A 19,345-nucleotide genomic window follows, 5' to 3' on the forward strand; every position below is an offset into this window, starting at 1 on the left:
GATTATAGTTTTACTTTAAGTACAAGGGTCTGGGAGTCAAGCAGGTAATCCCCTTTCATCAGATTTACGTACACATTGGTTTCCCCGTTGGGAGCATCTTTCTGGACAGGAAGTTCCATACCCCTTGTATAGGAAGTTCCACCTTTTGCCATTGCTTCAGTGATATTGACAGTCGAGCTGTTCCCTATCATCTTGTTTTCTATGTCTACTACCACATACATGGAATCCCCGGCTATGGTTGATTGCCCCTGGTTCTTTACAGAGAATTTCACCGTTATATTCTCCCCTTTCTTTGTTTCCCAGGCAGAAACCGGCGGAGATTTGCGCAGATTGTCCATGCTTTCTGCAAAGCCGACAAACTGAAGTTTTGCATCAGGAAGGACAACCATCTGGACAGGAACAACTTTCGTCCTGATTATGGGCTGTTCTTTTTCATCAGTACCAGAAGCGTAAGACACTGTTAGCATCGAAGTGTTCTTCTCAAAAGAGGGAGCCATAACCCTGAAACTTAAAGCAGCCTTGCTTTCCGCAGGAATGTTAATCTGTGGACTCGAACCCACAATAGTAAACGGATCAAAAGAACTTACAGACACCGAGTCAATTTTCTGGGTGCTATTATTATTTAACACCTTTACGGAAACATCCTGTTCATTAAACTCTTTCATTACCAGGGGTTCGATGCTCACAACCAGTTCTTCCGGACTGACCGGTGAGTTTGCCTTTATCGTCGATGCACAGCCAGATATAATAATTACTGAAATAAGTAGCAGCAAAGACAGCAGCTTCTTCATGTTTGTATCCTCCTCAAATCTTATATCCGGGTATTGTCCTGTAACTATTGGGCAAACACAGGAAGAGTCTAACATTCCTTTGCCTAAAAATGAAATTCAAAATCTGAATATGCCCGGTAAATTGAAGATTTACGTAGCAGTCTTTTCTGTCTATAAAATAGACGTATGTAAATATAATCTTTACTATCTATAGTCAAAAAAGAATTATTCTGAATTTTCAAGCATATATTTTTACATAATTTTTATTTATAAAATTAAACTATTCTTATTGTATGGAAAATTGAATTATTTAGCTTTGCACTTTGGCTTTTTCCGAGCAAATCCCTCTTTCATATTTTAGGGAAGACCTCTTTTCTTCGCCGGCTGTGACGATCAAGATAATGCAGTTATAACCACTCCTGCACGGGTGAGACAGGTCTGCACGAAAATATGTTTTGCTTTCACAATAGCTTCGGCCTGATGGAGGAGAGATTCTCCATCCCGGATAAAACGGTTTCAATTTCTTGCCTGATTATATCTGACAGCCAAGCTGGATGTCTTTCAATTAATTTTTTTTCACACAACTGCCTTTCGGAACTGATACGTTCCGATGATAAGCATGATTCCGGCTCCTGCTGCGAGCCCAAGGATTCCATAGACAGGGATGGATCCCTCGAAAAGTAACCTTGTACTGTCTATCGCATAGCTAACCGGATTGAGCCTTGCGACTGCCCTCAACCATTCTGGCATTACGTCATAGGGCATCAGTGCAGTACTCGTGAAAAACAGAGGCATGCTTATCATGCTGTTTACGGCTGCATAGCTGTCATGGTCACCAAGATGCAGCCCTATCATGGTTGAGAGGGCAGAGAAAAAAACCGAAAACAGGAACAGCGTAAGATATATCAGAACAATGTTTATCGGGTTCAGTCCCCTTACTCCCAGGAGTGTGGCTATAACGAGAATCACGGTAGCCTGCAGCAGCCCTCTTACGCTGATGAAGAGGATTTTTCCGTACAGCATGCTTTCTCGCGGGGAAGGCATTGCGAGGAATTTATTCAAAAAGCCCAGTATTTTATCAAAAATCATGAGAGACCCTCCCTGCAGGGAGGAAAAGAGGGTTGTCATAACGAGGATTCCCGGGGTGATAAATTCAAGGTAATTATCAGTGAATTTTGTGGGCAGGGCAAGCCCGACAAATACCAGCCAGGCTGCGGGCATTACAAGCGAAGAAACGACAGTTACTCTGCCCCTGAGCCATTTTACAAGATCTCTTTCAAAATAATAGAATACAGCTCTCATCATCTCCTCCTCAGAAGGTTCCTGAACTGGGCCGAGTTAAACCCTGCCTGTTCTTCAGGGGTTTTTACTTTTTCAAGGAAAACGTCATTGAGCGAGGCATTTTTTCCAATTGAATTCACAAGTTTTTCAGGTGAGCCGACAGCTGCTATCCTGCCTTTATCGATAATGGCAACACGGTTGCAGTATTTTTCTGCCTCTTCAAGGTAGTGTGTGGTCATGAAAATAGTCATTCCTTCGGCTTTAAGCATCCTGATATGTTCCCAGATCTTTTTTCTGCCGCTCACGTCCAGTCCGAGAGTGGGCTCGTCGAGGAAAAGCACTTCGGGCTCATGCACAAGCGCCTGGGAGAGTTCAAGGCGCCGCCTCATTCCTCCCGAGTACTTTGCTACAAGGTCGCCTGCCCGGTCCGAAAGCCCCATCATTTCAATCACCTCGTCTACCTTTGAATTCCTGTTCTGGATCCCATAGAGTTTTGCATAAAGCATCACATTTTCCCTGCCTGTGAGCTTTCTGTCCACTGCCATGTCCTGGGGGACGTAGCTTATCTTTGATCTCACTTTCTTTGAGTCCTTTACAATATCATAGCCACAGACTTTTGCAGTGCCGCTGCTCGGTCTCAGCAAGGTTGTGAGCATCATCACAGTTGTGCTTTTACCTGCCCCGTTTGGTCCAAGAAGCCCGAATATCTCGTTTTCCACATCAAGGTCGAGTTCATCAACAGCACGCAGGTTCCCGAAAGATCTGGATAATTTTCTTATTTCTATCACAGGTATCCCCTGGCGATTGCATAAACAGGTCTTAAACCTGAAGTGTAATAAATTCCACCTGTATACATGCTGTAAAGAAGCTTTATAATCACAATACTTATGGCAGCAAAAATACAGATAGCAACCACTGCCTTATCAAAGTCAGAAAATTCCAGTTTTTTGAGGTATGTCCTGTCCGAATTTGCCCGGAAAGCCCTGCTCTGGATGGATACCGCAAGTATTCCGGTCCTCCTCACACAGTTTGACAGGGTTGGTGTCAGTATATTAAGTGATGTCTTTATGATCCCTGACCCGAACCTTTTAGGATTGAAACCCCTGAGCCGCTGGACTGTTATTACGGTTGCTACTTCGGTAATAATTATTGGCAGGAACCTGACGGCCGTTACTACCATGAAAGCCACGCTGTAAGGGACCCTGAGCCCGACAAGTCCGTTTAACATATCTCTAGAATCCGTGGTCCAGCACATTAATAATCCCAGGGACAGGATTGAAGCTGACCTCAAGCCCTGAATTGCACCGTGCTGGAGCCCTTCCACATAAACGAACAGCCCCCCATTTGTCAGCCAGCCCAGAACCGGAAACCCAGGACTGATTATGGTGAAAATCACAGTTCTAGGAAGCTGGGAATAAAACAGTGCCTGAGAATAGATGGTCCCCCAGATCAAAAGTATGAGCAAAAAGGCGAGGGTTTTGAGCTTTATTGCAGGCATCTTTGCAAATGCGAACCCGGAAAGTACGACCAGGAACAGCAAAAACATGGTATCGGGATTGTCCAGGCTTACTGCTATAAAAACTGTGGAGATCAGGACCAGGATCTTTGTCCTGGGGTCCATCCTGTGAATGATCGTGTCCTTTATTGCTGGTTCTGCAATTGATCTTGCGCTTATCATATTAACACTTCCGCTACCTGCTGTACTGGCACTCGGAGTTTTCGCGGGTTAAATATTCTTCATTTCAGAATTTCAATTTCAAAACTCTAATTTCAGAATTCTGCCAGTTCAGCATTTTATCCCTTCAGCAATTCGGATTTCGGGATTTCTGTGGATCAGACCATCCACAAGTTCTGTAATCGAAAAGGCGTCAATTCCGAGATAGCTGGCAATTTCAACAACTGGAGGCTGGGTAAGGGATGCTTTTCTCAGGATGTCGATATCCTTTATGACATCTCTTCCCCTTCCATCTGCTATAATCTGCCCTTCATTCATCACAAGAATTCTGGTGGCATAGAGCATCGCAATCTCAATATCATGGGTACAGAACACAAGCGTGGAACCTCTAGTTTTGAAATAGTCCATCATCTGCTCTATATTCACCCTGTCCTGCCCTGTCGTGGGTTCATCAAGGAGGACAAGAATGGGATCTATAGAAAGTATGGAGGCGACAGCTGTCCTCAATCTCTGTCCTCTGCTCAGGGACTGGGGGAGGTCCTTTCTGAGGTTCAGGATCGACATGGCTTCAAGGGAAATTTTCGCCCTTTCTTCTATGTTATCTAATTTTAACCTGGCAGGCCCGAACTTTGCCTCCTCTTCCGTCGAATCGCAGAAGAGCATAAGGTCAGGGTTCTGGAATACAAAGCCTATTCTGCCCGCAAAAGAATACGGATTTTTTGTTTTTGTATCCTCCCCGAAGATCTTTACACTTCCTTTATACGGCCTGAGCATGGCTGCAAGGTTCAGAAGCAGGGTTGATTTCCCCGAACCATTTGTGCCCATAACTGCAACCCTTTCACCTCTATGGATTTCCAGATTTATGCCTTTAAGAACCATCCGGCTTTTATCGTATCCAGACCACAGGTCCCGGACTGAAACCAGAGGTTCGTTATTCTCTGCGGACCAGCCCGGAGAACTGGTTTTTTCTTTCCTGCCAGGGCTTGCTGGATAGTCCCCGATTTTTTCTTTAAAATTTCCGGTGTTCAATAATGGAAACGTTTCCTCTGCACTGAAGGGGCTTGCCTTTATCCCCAGAGTATGGCAGAGTTCAACAGGTTCGGGAACCCGAAGCCCAAGCCTGTGGAAGACCTCAAGATTTTCAAAAGCTTTTGAGGCGGGCTGGTCAAGGATAATTTTCCCGCTGTCCATTATGACGACCCTGTCCGCAAAAGGCGCAATTTCGTGAAGCCTGTGCTCAACCAGCAGAATGGTTATATTCTGCTTCCTGTTGAGTTCTCTTACCGTATTCAGGATCTCCTGTGTCCCTGCAGGATCCATCTGGCTTACGGGCTCGTCCATTGCAAGGATTTCAGGCATCATCGCAAGCATGCTGGCAATGCAGACCCTCTGTTTCTGCCCCCCGGAAAGAGAATTCGTGGAGTCCAGCCTGTGCCCTGACATCCCCACCATCTTGAGAGCGTCGTCTACTTTTTTATCAATCTCTTCCCTTTTCATGCATAGGTTTTCAGGCCCAAAGGCTACTTCATCTTCAACAGTTGTAGAAAATATCTGGTCGTCCGGGCTCTGGAATACAAGTCCTGCTTTTTTTGAAAGCTCCATCTGCCCTGAATCTACGGTCTCTATTCCGGAGATCTTTATGCTGCCTGAAAATATTCCTTCTGATTCATGGGGAATTATGCCGTTAAGTGTTTTCAGTAAAGTACTCTTTCCGCAGCCTGTAGGTCCTGTAAGGAGGACGAATTCCCCCTCTTTTATTTTCAGGTCGATTCCTTTTAAAGTCGGTTCCATTCTCCCCGGATAAGTGTACCACAGGTCCCTGATCTCTATTATTGTACTGCCCCTGTTCTGACTCACTGTACCATCCTCTCACTTCACAGCCCTATTCTGCGACTGTTATTTTCCCGCCTTATTCTGCTACCTTTTTCAGTCTGTTTCCAAGGCTTATCCCGAACCAGGCTCCTATGAAGGTGTAGAGGAACCCGTCGATCAGGATATTAGCCATTATGTACCAGTTGCTGTAAAACAGCCGATAAAGCACCATCCAAACACTGAATGATGCATACACGCTGACCATGTCCGCAATTCCACAGACAACTCCCATCCTTACTCTGTTCTCCGGGTCCGGGGTTTTGCCGGTTATGCCAGTAACATACATCATGGACTCCAGAATTACCGCACTCAGGGATAATGTTATAAAAGTAATCGGGGTGAAGCTTCCTGTTATAAAGCCCCCGAGAAGGAACCTGACCACCATGAAAAGGCTTATAACCCCTGGCTTTGGGATCAGGACAACAAGGGAGGCAATGAGCATGTAAAGAAGGACTTCATGAAAGAGCCCGGTAAAAAGAAAACTGAAAGGCCCGAATATGGCGTGCGACAGCTCCCACAGTATAGTCATTGGCAGGTTTATGGCTGCAAAAGAAACGGTGCCGAAAAGGGAAATCAACACCAGGTTGCGGGTTTTGAACCTGTCCATTATCTCCTTTGACCTTGAGAAAAAGAGGATAACTGCGGTCAGTCCGAGCAGTGAGGAGGCAAATGTAATCATTATAGGCCCCCATTTCCTTGATACTGCAGTTATTTTCTGGTCCTCTGTTACTGCAATCCAGTCGCTTCCTGTGATCTTTACTTTTACCCTCAACAGGTAGTTCCCTCCCATCGCATTATCAGATACGTAGAGTGGAAGGCTTACCAGGGAACTCGAGCCTGGAGGAAGTGTTAACGCAGCATAGCAGAAGGTATCTGCATTCATTCCCAGAATTGCGGGCTTGAAGGTTTTTACAGGCTCGCCTGTCCTGATATCAAGGATATCATAGGTGATAACGACAGGGATTGTATTTTCTCCTTTATTGGAAACCTCAACTCCCATAAAGGTTGAAGTGAGCTCCTTCCTGTCGATCCGGAGGTCCGTAACCTTAAGAAGCTTTTTGAGAGCTGGAGATGTTTCCCGGATTACCAGGGTATTGGAAGGATGGCTCGGATCACCATATCCGTCCTCATCTGAAGGGACGATCACTCCGGTTATTGTGATCTCGTCTGCAACTTCCTCTTTTGAAGCAACCCTGAGCCGGGTTCTGCGTACAATTGTATGCTCATTTCCATTAACATCAACAACTGCAGTTGCAGTTATATCATATGTCCCGGAATGCAAATCCTCCGGAATATAGATATCCACGAGCCTGTACCAGTCATCATATTCGGTCTGAAGCGAAAAAGAATGGACAGGCGTATCCTGGAGTACGAAACCCTCAGGTAAATCAAGCTCCAGTGTTACATTCATATCCCCGCTGTAATAGCTCTCAAAAAAGATGTATGCAGAGAGGTTACTGCCTCCGACTGCAAGCCCACTTCCATCCACGCCGTGCGGGACCTGAATCATAAATGAGGTCATCTCTTCTGGTTCAAAATCCTCCTGCGCCCGGGCTGTGGCTGGCTGTAAGACAAGCATCAGTACGAGAAGGATAAAAGCTATGTTTTTCATTCCGCAGCCCTTTATCTGAGGATTTTCCGGATTTCCTGCATTTTCCTGTCCCAGTCAGGGACATCTTCAAAACTCACGATATCAACAGATCCACCCTGAAATTCTCCATCCCCTGCCAGCTCCTCCATCCAGCTCTCGATTTCGAGGTAGGAGTTTTTCAGCTCTTCAAGAAGTTCGGGGTCCGGGTCCCAGAGCCCTCTTGACTGCGCTTCAAGGAGGCGGCGTGCCATTTCCTCAAGGGCATATGGGTTATTTTCTTCAAAGAACCTGCGCATTTCTTCATCAAGCACGAATGTCTTTGTGATATCATCAAAGATCCAGTCGTCCACTTCCTGCGTGGAAGCTTCCCAGCCGTAGACTCTCCCAACTCTTTTAGAAATGTCCTGTGCACCTTTATACCCGTGCTGTTTCATGCCTTCGATCCATTTCGGGTTTAAGAGCCTGGTCCTTACTACCCTGCGAAGTTCATCTGCCATATCCCTTACTTCAACATGCTGTGGTTCTCTCGTATCCCCAAAATAGACTCTTACATCCCTGCCCGAAGCCTGCTTTGCAGCAGCCGTGAGCCCTCCGTGGACTCCAAAATAACAGCAGCAGCCTAGGAGATCGTACTCGTCACTGACCACTTTGTTGAAGGTAGCATCAACGGTTTTAAGACTTGAAGCAAGCTGTGCATGAGCCTCCTCTCCCTTAACATTTTTTCCATATGCATAACCGTTCCAGTAAAGGAAGATGTCTGCCAGGTCTTTTTCATCCTTCCAGGCACTTGCATAGACTGCAAGCTGTACCCCTGCCGAATAGGTGCCGGGTTTGCTTGAAAAGATCCGTAATGTAGATCCTCTCGCATCAGCTCCTTCTTCAATCATCCTGAGGCTGTGTTTTTTTGGATAATTCATTTCTTCAGGTTCATCAAGGGAAGCTACAGCCTGAATTGCCTCATCTATTACCTCCAGGCAGTTAGGGAAGTTGTCCCTCAGAATTCCTGAAACCCTTACGGTTACATCAACTCTGGACCTGCCCAACTCTTTGAGGGGGATAATGGAGAATCCCTTCAGCTGCCCGTTGCTGAGCCAGACCGGTTCGACCCCAAGCAGGCTCATTATCTGTGCCATTCCCTCTCCGTCAGCCCACATGATATCGTTTGCCATCCAGTAAAAGCCCACATTCTCTGGATAACGTTTCTCGTCTCTGAGGTGTTTATCGACCAGGACCCCTGAAAGCTGCTGCCCAACTCTCCATGCAGCTTTTGTCGGCACTCTTCTGGGGTCAAGAGAATAGAAGTTCCTTCCTGTCGGCAGCACGTCATCTCTTCCGCGCATGATGAGTCCCGAAGGACCGGCAGGGATGTATTTTCCTTCAAAGCCGTGCAAAAGAGCCTCAATTTCCAGAGATTTTTCTATCCTTGACTCAAGATCAAGGACCCTTTCACAGATTGCAGCAGTTTTCTGAGAGATGGCAGGATTTTGAGAAACTTCAGGATTCTGAAAGATGACAGGATTTTGAGAAACTTCAGGATTCTGAGAAATGGCGGGATTTATTCCCTTCTCTGCAAAGTTCTGACCTGTAAATATCCCTCTGATTATCGAGGACAGCTTTTTTTCCGGGCTATTTATGAATGTCCTGATGAGGTCTTTTGAAAGAGAATCAATCTCTTCAAGCCTCTGACCATTTGACTTCCCATTTTCCGATATCCGGCTCTGGTCAGTGATCAGTTCGTCAAGGTCAAGCCCCAGGATTTCTGCGATAAGCCTACGGATAGAAACCCTGTTTCCCATGCTTTCCTTGTCATCATACCTTAAAATCGAATTTATGAATTCTACTTTTTTCTCGCCTTCGGGAATCTGCCCGAATATATGCATCCCGTGGTGGATCTGGCTGTTTCTTATCCGACCAAGGGCTTCATGCGCTTTTCTTATAACTTCTTCAAAAGGAGTCTCGTGGTCGGCTCTTATCTCGGAGTCAAGGTTCGATTTTTTAATCTCATCAAGGATCAGGTGCTTTAAAGCATGTTCTCTACCTCTGTCATGTTTTACCTGTTCGTATTCCCCAAGCAGCCTGTCAAGCTCTGCAAGGCTTTCATAAAGCCCTCCTGAGGTCATAACAGTCTGCATATGGTCAACAAGGCAGGCGAGGCTCCGACGTTTGGCGATTGTGCCTTCCGGGGGGTTGTCGGAGTTGTAGATATAAAGATGGGGGATTGTCCCGATTCCGATGTCCGGGTAACAGTCTTCGGAAAGCCCTACGCCTTTTCCGGGAAGGAATTCAAGATTCCCGTGGGTTCCGACATGTACGAGCACATCAGCCCCAAAAGTGTTTTCAAGGTACCTGTAGGTTGCAAGATACTGGTGAGTAGGGGGGACTTCAGGGTCGTGCAGGATCTTACAGACCTTCCCGTCACACCTTGAACCTGCACATCCCCGTTTTGGCTGTACGCAGACCACAGCGTTTCCATACCGTACACCGGTTACCACAATTTTATTCTCGTAGACCATTGCAGCAGGGATGCCGTTGACCTCTTCTCCAGGAGGGTTTCCCCAGCTTTCAATTACCTTTTGCCTGACACTCGGGCTCAGGGCATTGAAAAATTTCTCGTACTCTTCCTTCTCCACAAAAGCGAGGGCTCCGCCATTCTTTACTATTTCGTTAATGGGAGTCCACCTGAACTCTGAAATTGCTTTTTTGCTCAGGATTGTGTCTATAAGCTCTTTGCCATCCCGGGGAGGGTCAACAGAGTAACCTGCTTCCTGCATTCTGTGAAGGATTCTTGACACACTTTCAAGGGAATCAAGGTTGGCAGCATCTCCGATCGAAGCTTCAACTCCCGTACAGGGCCTGTTGTGGAGGATAAACGCGATTTTTATCCGGTCAACTGGCTTTTTCCTGAGTTCTATCCATTTTAATATCCTGGATGTCAGCTTTGAGCAGCGGTCCTGGATAGGGAAGCGCCCCATATAATTTTCTTCAGCTTTGCCTGCGCCTATTATGATGGGCTCAATCCCGCCCTCATACTCAGGAAGAGCAACACTCCACCCAATCTCAGTACTCAAGCCCTGCGACTCCCGCCATTGTTCTATGGTCATATAATGTGAAATTACAGGCTGGAAAACCGGGACATCGAGTTTTTTGAGCAGCTCTACGCCCTGTGCTGCACATGAGGCTTCCCTTTCTTTTGCCTTGCTGCTGGCAATAAAAAATGGAGAAAGCTTCACAAGGCAGTCTATGATGGGGCTGCCTCCTTCCATGAAATAGTCCTCTATGACTTCTTCCATACTCCTGCTTCCAAGTTCCTCATCTTTCAGAGAGTATGCAAAAACAGGAATGACGGATAAACCCAGTTTTTCAAAATCCCTGATAAGGGCTTTCTCAATTTCAAGCTCATTATTTACCCAGGAAGTCCTTGAGATGAGAATCCCTACGGTTTTATCCTTCAGGGGCCCGTACCAGTTCAGGTAATCCCGGATATTTGAGAACATTTCCCCCGCATCCGGGTGATAGAGCCCGTCCCAGGGTATCTTTTTCGGAGGTTTTGCTTCGGTTTCAGCTCCGAAAACCTCTTTTAAGAGGTACCTGAGCATGTTGCTGAAGTTTTCTTCCCCTCCGTAAATCATATACGAAAAACATGTGGCTGCGATTTCGAGTTTTACTGATGAAAGGGTGAAACTTGAGGGGTTACTTCCAACACAGATTAAGGGTCTATCTGCTTTCAGCGGTTCAAGTCTTTTATAAAAATCCTCCCAGAAGGGATTGGCTATGTGGTAAAGAAAGATAGCATCAGCATGCTCGCACGCAATGAGCACGTTTTCGGCTTCTTCAGGGTTTTCTTCAAGGATTTTTGAATAATAAGCCTCAAGCTCTATTCCAAGTTCTTCTGCTGCCCTTAAAAGGGTGGGAATGTATGAATTCCACGTTACTGACACGATTTTCATACTTTCCCCTCAGGTCAGGATATGCACTTTATATTCTCCGAGAACCGTGCCGTCGTCAAGCCTTGAAGGGGCTTCCAGGGCTGCAATATACCTGCCGTCGGGTGAGATATCAGCAGAGACCGTTATTCCTTCGGTATTGTAGGTCTGGATGAGCCTTGAACTTGCGCCTCCGCTTTTTGATGCGTCAAAGACATACACTCCGTGTACACTTCTGTCTTCGGTTACCAGGTTCTGGGCAAGCGGGATCACAAGGTAGCGGTCATTTACTGCACACTCCCCTGCATACCCGTCAACTCTCCATTTCCAGAGCAGGTTGCCGTCATAATCATACGCAAAAAGGCTGTTTCCGCTCGGGTGTTCAAAGGGTGCATCTTTGTTTTTGTCTTTGGAGAAGGTGCTACCTATTGAAAATATAAGGGTGTCATTGACAATGTAAGCATAGTTAGCACTGCCGTAGATAGGGACTCCACTCACGACTATAGGGGTTGAAATGTTCTGCTGCCATGCAATTTCCGGGGTCCCGGTCTCTATGATCCGGGAATTATTGAATAAAAAAGCCCTGCCGTCGCTTGTCATTGTTATCAGCTTTTCCCCGTCAGGAGTGATCTGCGTGCTGTACCAGATTGCGGAATAGTCAAAAAACGGTTCAACAGGCTGGATCTGGTAGCTCCAGTGCTCCTGTCCCGTGTTTCCGTTCAGGACATGGACAGTGCCTTCTCTCCATTTTTCTGTTTCTGTAAAACAGGTGGTGCCAAAAACAGCGTATTTCCCATCAGGAGTGGCATCAATCCATGTAACTCCAGAGTCCATGTATTCTGATTCCGGGAATTTCCAGCGCAGGTTGCCCTCAGGGTCAAAGGAATAGACTCTTGCTAGGTATTTGTATTTCTCACCGATATAACCGCATGCCCTGCTTGCAGCGACGTAAATATTCCCTTCCGAGTCAAGTTTTATCTTTTTCATGGCAGGCATGTACTTGAGGTCCGAACCCAGTTCCTTACCTGCTCCATATTTCCAGATTTCAGCTCCTTCAAGGTCAAAACAATAGAGGAAAGCATCAGGGCTTTCTTCTCCCACAAAAAGGCGTTTGCCGTCTTCTGAAAACTCTATGTCTGCTATTCTTGCGTCCGCTATCCCTTTAACGAGCTGTTTTTCCCACACCTTTTCACCTGTTGCTACCTTTATGAGTTTAAGAGAGCCTCCATTTGTCCCTATGGCTAGATATTCGCTGTCAGGAGAAAATTTTAACGCACCTTCCACGTTTGTTGAGGTTTTTTCGATATCTCCCGGAGTTACATCTTCAAGCTCTATTGTATACTCCTTTTTCAGGGCGGGTTTTGAAGGGGCGTATGCTTCTATAGTGCCGGATGCCCCTGAACCTGTAATCACTTCAAACCTGTACCGGGCTTCAGGGTCCCAGTTAAAGGAAACAAAAACATTGTCTTTGTTTTTTCCGATCTCCTGAGAAGCTATCTCTTCGCTTTCAGAGTAAACCCTTATTTCCGAAATTTCTGCCTCATCTTTCAGAGTAAGCAGAGCCCCAGCCCTTGAGAAAACCACTGAGTCTATGTGGACTCCTTCTTCGGAATTGCCTGTTTTCTCAGTATCCTGAGTATCTGACTCCGGCTCCTGAAAAGCTGCGCTGGCTCCAGGCCCCTGGCTTTTTTCAGCACATCCCGAAGCCAGTAAAATCACAATAAGCAGGACTACCAAATATTTCCATCTCATTCTCTCACCTGACAATTATTAACCTGTGTTTTCCGGTTACATCCCCGTTTTTGAGTTTTAGAGGAAGTTCAACCGCAGCTACGGTACAGTCTGAAGAAATTGCAGCATCTGCAACAACCCCTTCGGTCTTGAAAGTCCAGAGCAGTTTTGAGTTCCCATTTCCGGGTTTCCGGGAATCGAATACATGGATTCCATGGACCTGAGTATTGCCTGATGAGGTATCTTTTCCGACTGTCAGGGCAAAGAACCTCTCATCGGGAGAGTAAAAAATTCCTGCACAGCGTCCTCCGAGGTTGTATGTCCAGGAAGTCTCTCCTGTTTCGGCATCGCATGATACGAGTGAGTTTTCAAGTGGGTATGCCATAGGGACGTTTCCGGGATAATATGCAGGAAGTGTGGCACCTGTAAGGTAGAGTATTTCATCTTCAGATGCGATTTTCGCGTTTTCGCCATAGGCGTAGATGACGCTGCCTTCAAGCTCTTCCGGGGCTGTCACATTGGACTGATATTTTGCGGAGTGCCATTCGGATTTTCCGTCTCCAGGTTTTTTCATCTCGGAGTCGTAAAACAGATATTTTCTTCCGTCCCCTGTAAAAGCAGTTATTATGGAACCGTCATCCGAAATATCAAGCCCGTGCCAGACTGCTGCAGAGACAAAATAAGGCCTTAGAGGCGGGATTTCGTATTTCCAGCGTAAACTCCCTCTTTCATCCACAGAGTAAATTACCGCACCTGTTTCAAGGGAATTTGTCCAGTCTCCCGTTGAAAAAACAACATTTTTTCCGTCCAGGCTTGAATCTATCCAGTTTACACTTCTGGGGTAATTTTCTGCTGCCGGAAGTTTCCAGGACAGATTGCCATCAGGACTGAACCTGTAAACCCTTGAAGCCAGCTCATATCCGGAATCTTTCCAGTATCTCCCTGCTGCAATATACACGGCATCATCAGAAGTCTTTATTTTGTATATGCAGGGCTGGTTTCTGTAGTTCTCGTCTGTCCCCAGGTCATCTGCAGTCCTGTAACGGTGTATCTCTTCACCAGTGCTGGCATCAAAGGAATATATGCAGCCGTCAGCGCTTCTCTCTCCAGCAATGAGGTACTTTCCGTCTATTGAAAAAGAAAGGTCTGAAATATTTCCTTTAAGAGCCTTTTTCCAGAGAACATTTTTACCTGCCACATCAAGAACAGTGAGGTCTTTTCCTGTCCCTGCAGCTAGATATTTTCCGTCTGTGGTAAACCTTACACAGTCCTGAGTGTTCCCCCGTCCTTCACTTATGTTTTCCGGAGTTATGTCCCCAAGCTCATACTCCCAGTAAAGATAAGGCGAAGATTTTTCATAAGATGCCGTATCTATCTGATTCAGTACATTGCGTGAGTTTTCCCCTGCATTTCCTTCGCCTTCATCCGGAGATGTGCTGTCAGAAGACACATTACCTGAAGACATTATATCGGAAGATATGCATCCTGAAACTGTCAATAAAATAAATTCAAATAATAGTATCAATGCTATACTGCTTTTTTTCATTTTCAGATCCCTCTGGTTTTCAGGCTATCTGGTTTTCAGGCTATTTTGACTGATTTTACGCTTTTCCGTGGATTTTCAGGTCTGAAATCTTCAACAGGTTCGTGTGATCTGTGCTGTTGTCTACAAACCCTGCACTCATTTTCACAATCTTTATATTTTCAGCAGGACCGCAATAACCGGTATAATCCGTAATGATATCTCTTTCAACCAGACCCATGGGGATTCCGGAGATTACGACTGAAGGAGAAAAACGCCTCCTGTTTTCCTCATCCCGGTAAAATTCGCCTTCAGACCGTGGGTTCCTGCTCCCTGCTGCAACATAATAAATAGATTTGTGGTCACTGAATGAGACCTTTAACCAGAGGCTGAAGTTATCCGTATCCTGCCCTTCCCAGTTCCATGAGATTTTTCCGGGAGACAGGCTTATATTTTTATTCCATACCCCTTCCCCGGTCTGTGCAGGGTTTTGAGTATCCAGATAAAGTGTGCTGTCTTCGCACCCGAGGAAGCCTCCTTCGATCCCGGATCTGTCCTCAAAATTTTCCTCATAAATTATTTTCTCATCAGTTGCTGTTTGAAAGTACAGTATTATCAGGACTGCAAAGAGGAGGAATATTAATCCCGGAATGGCTTTTTTTCCTGAAGGCATAAAAAATAGTCATTGTTAGTAGGTAATAAATATTTCTAAATAATCTTAAATTCTGCAAATATATTCATACTTTTTTTAATATTCTGATTACTAATTAGGAATAATTTTAAAAATCATATTTGCAAAAAAATGGACCTCAGGTTATAATTGTGATCAAATTTCACTGACTCTTTATTTTGAATTTTTCTATTTTTCAGGATCTGAAGACTTTACTTCCTCATTTGCGTCTTATAGGTAAATGGGCATTTTTTCAAAAATATACTGGATTTGAATCTATTTTTTCTTTCAAGTTTTTTTGATTTCGTGAAATAAAAAAGAAAAGATTATTTAGTAATACTATTCATGCTATTCTTATGGATATTATTGATGATAATCGTATTATTTTACCATTTAAGTATTCAATTTTTTTTCTAATAGTGGTTTTATTTATTACCATTCCTTCAGAGGGTGCTATTGAACAGCGGGGCCAGCTTATAAGCATCGCAGCGGGAGACCATCACATTCTCAATGCGGAAAATTGCCCGGGGTTTTATTATTCAACAACTTCAGGAACATATTATGAAACTCTGGAGCTTACTTTTGCCGAAGACGGGTTTATTGACACCGGAGACGCAATCTATACTTCCAAAATCACTTCCGGTTCAACTGCTTTTTTTGGGAAGAAATATAAGGTTCTTGAGGACGGGCTGCTCAGTGAGAGCCTCATCAGTTCCGGAAGCCGTGATCTTCAAAGGGGAAACGATTTTGATCTCGGGCACGGATGTAAACTGGTTCTTCAGGGCATAAACGGGAATTATGCCCTTCTCGAGCTCCAGAAAAATTCCGAGCAGGTTACCACAAAAACCGTGGAAGAGGGTTCCAAATTTAATTTCACGACAGAGGTCGACGGCAAAGAATATGTTATCCTTGAAGGGACCCTGGAAAAGGTTCTTGACAGCAGGGACCCGATAGTGCGCCTTAAAAGCGTAAACCATTATTCGGATACTCCTCGCAGGATTGAAAAAGGGGATGAATACGGAAAGTTCGAAGTCAGCTCAGTTACAAATAAGAGTATCGAATTGAAAAACAAAGCACCTATCAGGATGCAGCCCGGGGACCACATAACCGTCCTTGACAACCTGATTGATTTGAGAGTTGCTGATACTGTTTACAGGGCATGTTCTTACAACATGACCCAGGACACTATAAAATCGTATAAAATCAGGGGCACATCCTTAACTGTAAACCGGTCCGATTCCTATCCTGACTCCTGCAACTGGACAGCAGATTCTTTTGGCATGCTATTCTATGACCCGGAATACGACCTCAGTACGGAAAGCCTCAGCATAACGCTTGACGCCGGAAACGACTGGGTTCCTGAAGGAGGCCTTGTTTATGAATCCCTGCCTGTTAAGGTAACTTATGAAAACCCGGAAATGATGGATTACGGGACAGACTGGTTTAATCAGGGATACTCAGTGCTTGGCTGGAACGGTGAAGAATACGCATATCTCGGAACTGATAGAGGTATTGTAAATATCCTTCTGGAAGAAGATGAGAAAATCCTCTACCCGAATGAAGAATACGACCTAAAAGAAGGGTATATCCTGAAAGTTACAGATCTGGCATCGGATAAAGCCTGCCTCACTCTTTCCAGGAACAAACTCCCGGTTTATTCAAGCATAATCTCTCCCGGTAAATCCGCTGACCTGGGAACTCACACTTTCCTCTACAAAAAGGAATTAAATGGTGTGGAGGTGCCCCTTTTTTCAGTATATGTTGACAGTGTAATACAGGGGGATGAACTCTCTGCTGTTAACCTGAAACACCTCCTGCACTTCTCTGACAGCCCGCTTGAGCTGAATTACGGAAAGGAGTACGGAGAGCTTACTATTGTTGAAACATATCCGAAACTCAGGCTCGAAAATAAGCATGTGGTCTGGTCCGGTTCGGATATCAATGTAACGGAGGATATCTGGATTGGAAGGTTTGAAAAGAAGACCGCGGGGAATCTCTTTGTTACCTTTTACCCTTACATGAATAAGGTGGAAAATGTAAGGTCCATCCTTCCGTCCGTTTCAAGCTGGTCCATACCGGCTATGAGTATTGAAGAATACCTGATAGGAGTCTGAAAATAAACCGGGGCAAAAATATGAAGAACCATAATATTGCTGTCTATCCCTTTACCGCCATAGTCGGGCAGGAGAAAATGAAAAAAGCCCTTGTCCTGAATCTCATTAACCCTAAACTTGGCGGAGTCCTTGTCAGAGGGGAAAAAGGCACTGCCAAATCAACGGCAGTACGGGCCCTTGCAAACCTCCTGCCTGAAATCGAAGTCGTTGAGGGCTGTAAATTCAAATGCAATCCTCAATATCAAAAAGAACTGTGTGAGGAATGCCTTGGAAAACTAAATGCAGGAAACCTGAGAGTTTCCCGGATAAAAATGAAGGTAGTGGACCTCCCCGTAAGCGCCACCGAGGACAGAGTTGTCGGAACCCTTGATATTGAACATGCTATTAAAAAAGGAGAAAAACGTTTTGAGCCGGGTGTGCTTGCAATGGCTCACAGGGGCATCCTGTACGTGGACGAGATCAACCTCCTGGATGACCACATTGTAGATGTACTTCTTGACTCTGCGGCAATGGGGGTAAATACTGTTGAGCGCGAAGGGATTTCTTACTCCCATCCTGCAAACTTTGTGCTCGTGGGCACCATGAACCCTGAGGAAGGGGAACTGCGTCCTCAGCTTCTTGACCGTTTCGGCTTATGTGTGGATGTAAAAGGCATCAGTGATGTTTCCAGAAGGGTTGAGCTTATAAAATACAGGCTCAGTTACGAGGCAGACCCTGAGGGCTTTGCAGCAAACTGGCAGGCTGCCGAAACCGAGCTTTGCGGACAGATCCTCACCGCGAAACAGCTTCTTTCCGAAGTCCGGATTTCGGATGATATGCTTGAGCTGATCAGCCAGATCTGCGTTGATATGGGTGTTGACGGGCACAGGGCAGACATAACAATGATGAAAACCTCAATCACTCTTTCAGCTTTTAACGGGAGGGCTGACGTTCTTGAAGAAGACGTAAAAGAAGCTGCAGAACTTGTGCTTTCTCACCGCATGCGCAGAAAACCTTTTGATTCTCATTCCGACAAACAGGATAAGCTGGATGAAAGCATTGAAAAACACAGGGAAAAACAGAAAGAGAAGAATAAAGAGAAAGACCAAAGTAGAGATCAAAATAATCAGGAACAGCAGAAGCAGGACCGTAAAGAAAACCCTGAAAAAACTCACGAACACCCGGAAGGGCAGCAGCCGGAAAACGCACAGAGCAATGCCGAAGGGCAGCCTGATGCCTCTTCAGAAACTATTTTTGCTACAGGGGAAAACTATCAGATAAAACAGCTTGCTCCTGAATTTATCAGGGCTGACCGGAAAGGGTCGGGCAGGCGAAGTAAAACCTTTACCAGTTCCAGACAGGGCAGGTATATAAAGAGTGCAATTCCTCATGAAAAAACCACAGACCTTGCCTTCGATGCTACTCTCAGGGCAGCTGCTCCTTATCAGCTCACAAGGGAAAAGAACGGAAATTCCATAATAATTCATGATCCTGACTTAAGAAAAAAAATTCGTGAGAAAAAGATTGGCAACCTTGTCCTTTTTGTGGTGGATGCCAGCGGTTCCATGGGAGCCAGGCAGAGAATGGTTGCGTCCAAAGGTGCGGTCCTTTCCATGCTGATGGATGCTTACCAGAAACGGGACAGAGTAGGGCTTATCGCATTTAAAGGAGATAGCGCAGAACTGTTGCTGCCTCCGACTTCCAGTATAGAACTGGCTCAAAAATATCTTCAGGAGATGCCCACGGGAGGGAAGACTCCGATTTCCAGGGGGCTTGTAAAGGGGTATGAGATTATAAAAAGCGAACTCAGGCGTGACCCTGACACCTGCCCTTTTATGGTCCTTATCTCTGACGGCAGGGCAAATGTAAGCATGAACGGCGAACCTCCTCTCCATGAAATAATCACAATAGCATCCAGGTTAAAGGAGGAAGGCATCCAGTCCGCCGTAATTGATACGGAAAACAGTATGATTAAGTTCGGGTTTGCACAGCAGATCTCCACAGCTCTTGGAGCTACCTACCTCACTCTTGAAAATTTAAAAGCAGATTCTATAGTTAATGCTGTTAGAGCTTCAGCCCCGTTTGAAATCATGATGCATCCCGGCGTTTCTTCAGTTTGAGTTTATTAAGATTCTTATATTTTTTCGGGTCTGGAGAGCTTTTTCAGGGTGAGGCTTCATTTCTCAAAAATACAACAAAAGCTATATGTCTATCTTA

12 protein-coding genes are annotated in these 19,345 nt (G+C 45.4%); 2 read left to right on the plus strand and 10 right to left on the minus strand.

Annotated features, from left to right (window positions below):
* Positions 1-2: 2 nt before the first annotated feature.
* The 10 genes from M886_RS07365 to M886_RS07415 form a co-directional block, all read right to left on the minus strand.
* The gene (locus M886_RS07365) at positions 3-791 is read right to left on the minus strand and encodes a hypothetical protein (protein WP_015412246.1); all 789 of its coding nucleotides are present in this window, start codon (positions 789-791) and stop codon (positions 3-5) included.
* Between the two features lie 555 nt (positions 792-1,346).
* A complete protein-coding gene (locus tag M886_RS07375) occupies positions 1,347-2,072 on the minus strand; it encodes an ABC transporter permease (RefSeq protein WP_015412247.1) in 726 nt (241 codons plus the stop codon).
* Positions 2,072-2,839, minus strand: coding sequence for an ABC transporter ATP-binding protein (locus M886_RS07380; RefSeq protein WP_011033926.1), 768 nt, complete (start codon positions 2,837-2,839; stop codon positions 2,072-2,074). Before M886_RS07380 ends, M886_RS07375 begins: the two co-directional genes overlap by 1 nt.
* A complete protein-coding gene (locus tag M886_RS07385; protein WP_048038986.1) occupies positions 2,836-3,729 on the minus strand; it encodes an energy-coupling factor transporter transmembrane component T family protein in 894 nt (297 codons plus the stop codon). The genes M886_RS07380 and M886_RS07385 overlap by 4 nt, the downstream gene beginning before the upstream one ends.
* Before the next feature lie 108 nt (positions 3,730-3,837).
* Positions 3,838-5,583 (minus strand): ABC transporter ATP-binding protein, encoded by a 1,746-nt coding sequence (locus M886_RS07390; RefSeq protein WP_048036332.1) that lies wholly within the window; start codon positions 5,581-5,583, stop codon positions 3,838-3,840.
* 52 nt (positions 5,584-5,635) lie between these two features.
* Positions 5,636-7,210 (minus strand): hypothetical protein, encoded by a 1,575-nt coding sequence (locus tag M886_RS07395; RefSeq protein ID WP_048040863.1) that lies wholly within the window; start codon positions 7,208-7,210, stop codon positions 5,636-5,638.
* An 11-nt stretch (positions 7,211-7,221) separates the two neighbouring features.
* On the minus strand, positions 7,222-11,136 hold the full coding sequence (gene cobN, locus M886_RS07400; RefSeq protein ID WP_048050957.1) for a cobaltochelatase subunit CobN: 3,915 nt from the start codon (positions 11,134-11,136) through the stop codon (positions 7,222-7,224).
* A 9-nt stretch (positions 11,137-11,145) separates the two neighbouring features.
* Complete coding sequence (locus M886_RS07405; RefSeq protein WP_048050958.1) at positions 11,146-12,864, minus strand: WD40 repeat domain-containing protein; 1,719 nt, start codon at positions 12,862-12,864, stop codon at positions 11,146-11,148.
* 4 nt (positions 12,865-12,868) lie between these two features.
* The gene (locus M886_RS07410) at positions 12,869-14,389 is read right to left on the minus strand and encodes a PQQ enzyme repeat domain protein (RefSeq protein ID WP_048050959.1); all 1,521 of its coding nucleotides are present in this window, start codon (positions 14,387-14,389) and stop codon (positions 12,869-12,871) included.
* 55 nt (positions 14,390-14,444) lie between these two features.
* On the minus strand, positions 14,445-15,038 hold the full coding sequence (locus M886_RS07415) for a hypothetical protein (RefSeq protein ID WP_048036335.1): 594 nt from the start codon (positions 15,036-15,038) through the stop codon (positions 14,445-14,447).
* A 416-nt stretch (positions 15,039-15,454) separates the two neighbouring features.
* On the opposite strand from M886_RS07415, the gene M886_RS07420 reads away from it, so the two are divergent.
* Together M886_RS07420 and M886_RS07425 are read left to right on the plus strand one after the other, a co-directional pair.
* Entirely contained in the window at positions 15,455-17,149 is a 1,695-nt protein-coding gene (locus M886_RS07420; protein WP_230624991.1) for an S-layer protein domain-containing protein, read from the plus strand.
* Between the two features lie 20 nt (positions 17,150-17,169).
* Positions 17,170-19,248 (plus strand): putative cobaltochelatase, encoded by a 2,079-nt coding sequence (locus tag M886_RS07425; RefSeq protein WP_048050960.1) that lies wholly within the window; start codon positions 17,170-17,172, stop codon positions 19,246-19,248.
* The last annotated feature ends 97 nt before the right edge of the window (positions 19,249-19,345 follow it).

The organism is Methanosarcina soligelidi (genome assembly GCF_000744315.1).
GTDB classification, from domain to species: domain Archaea; phylum Halobacteriota; class Methanosarcinia; order Methanosarcinales; family Methanosarcinaceae; genus Methanosarcina; species Methanosarcina mazei.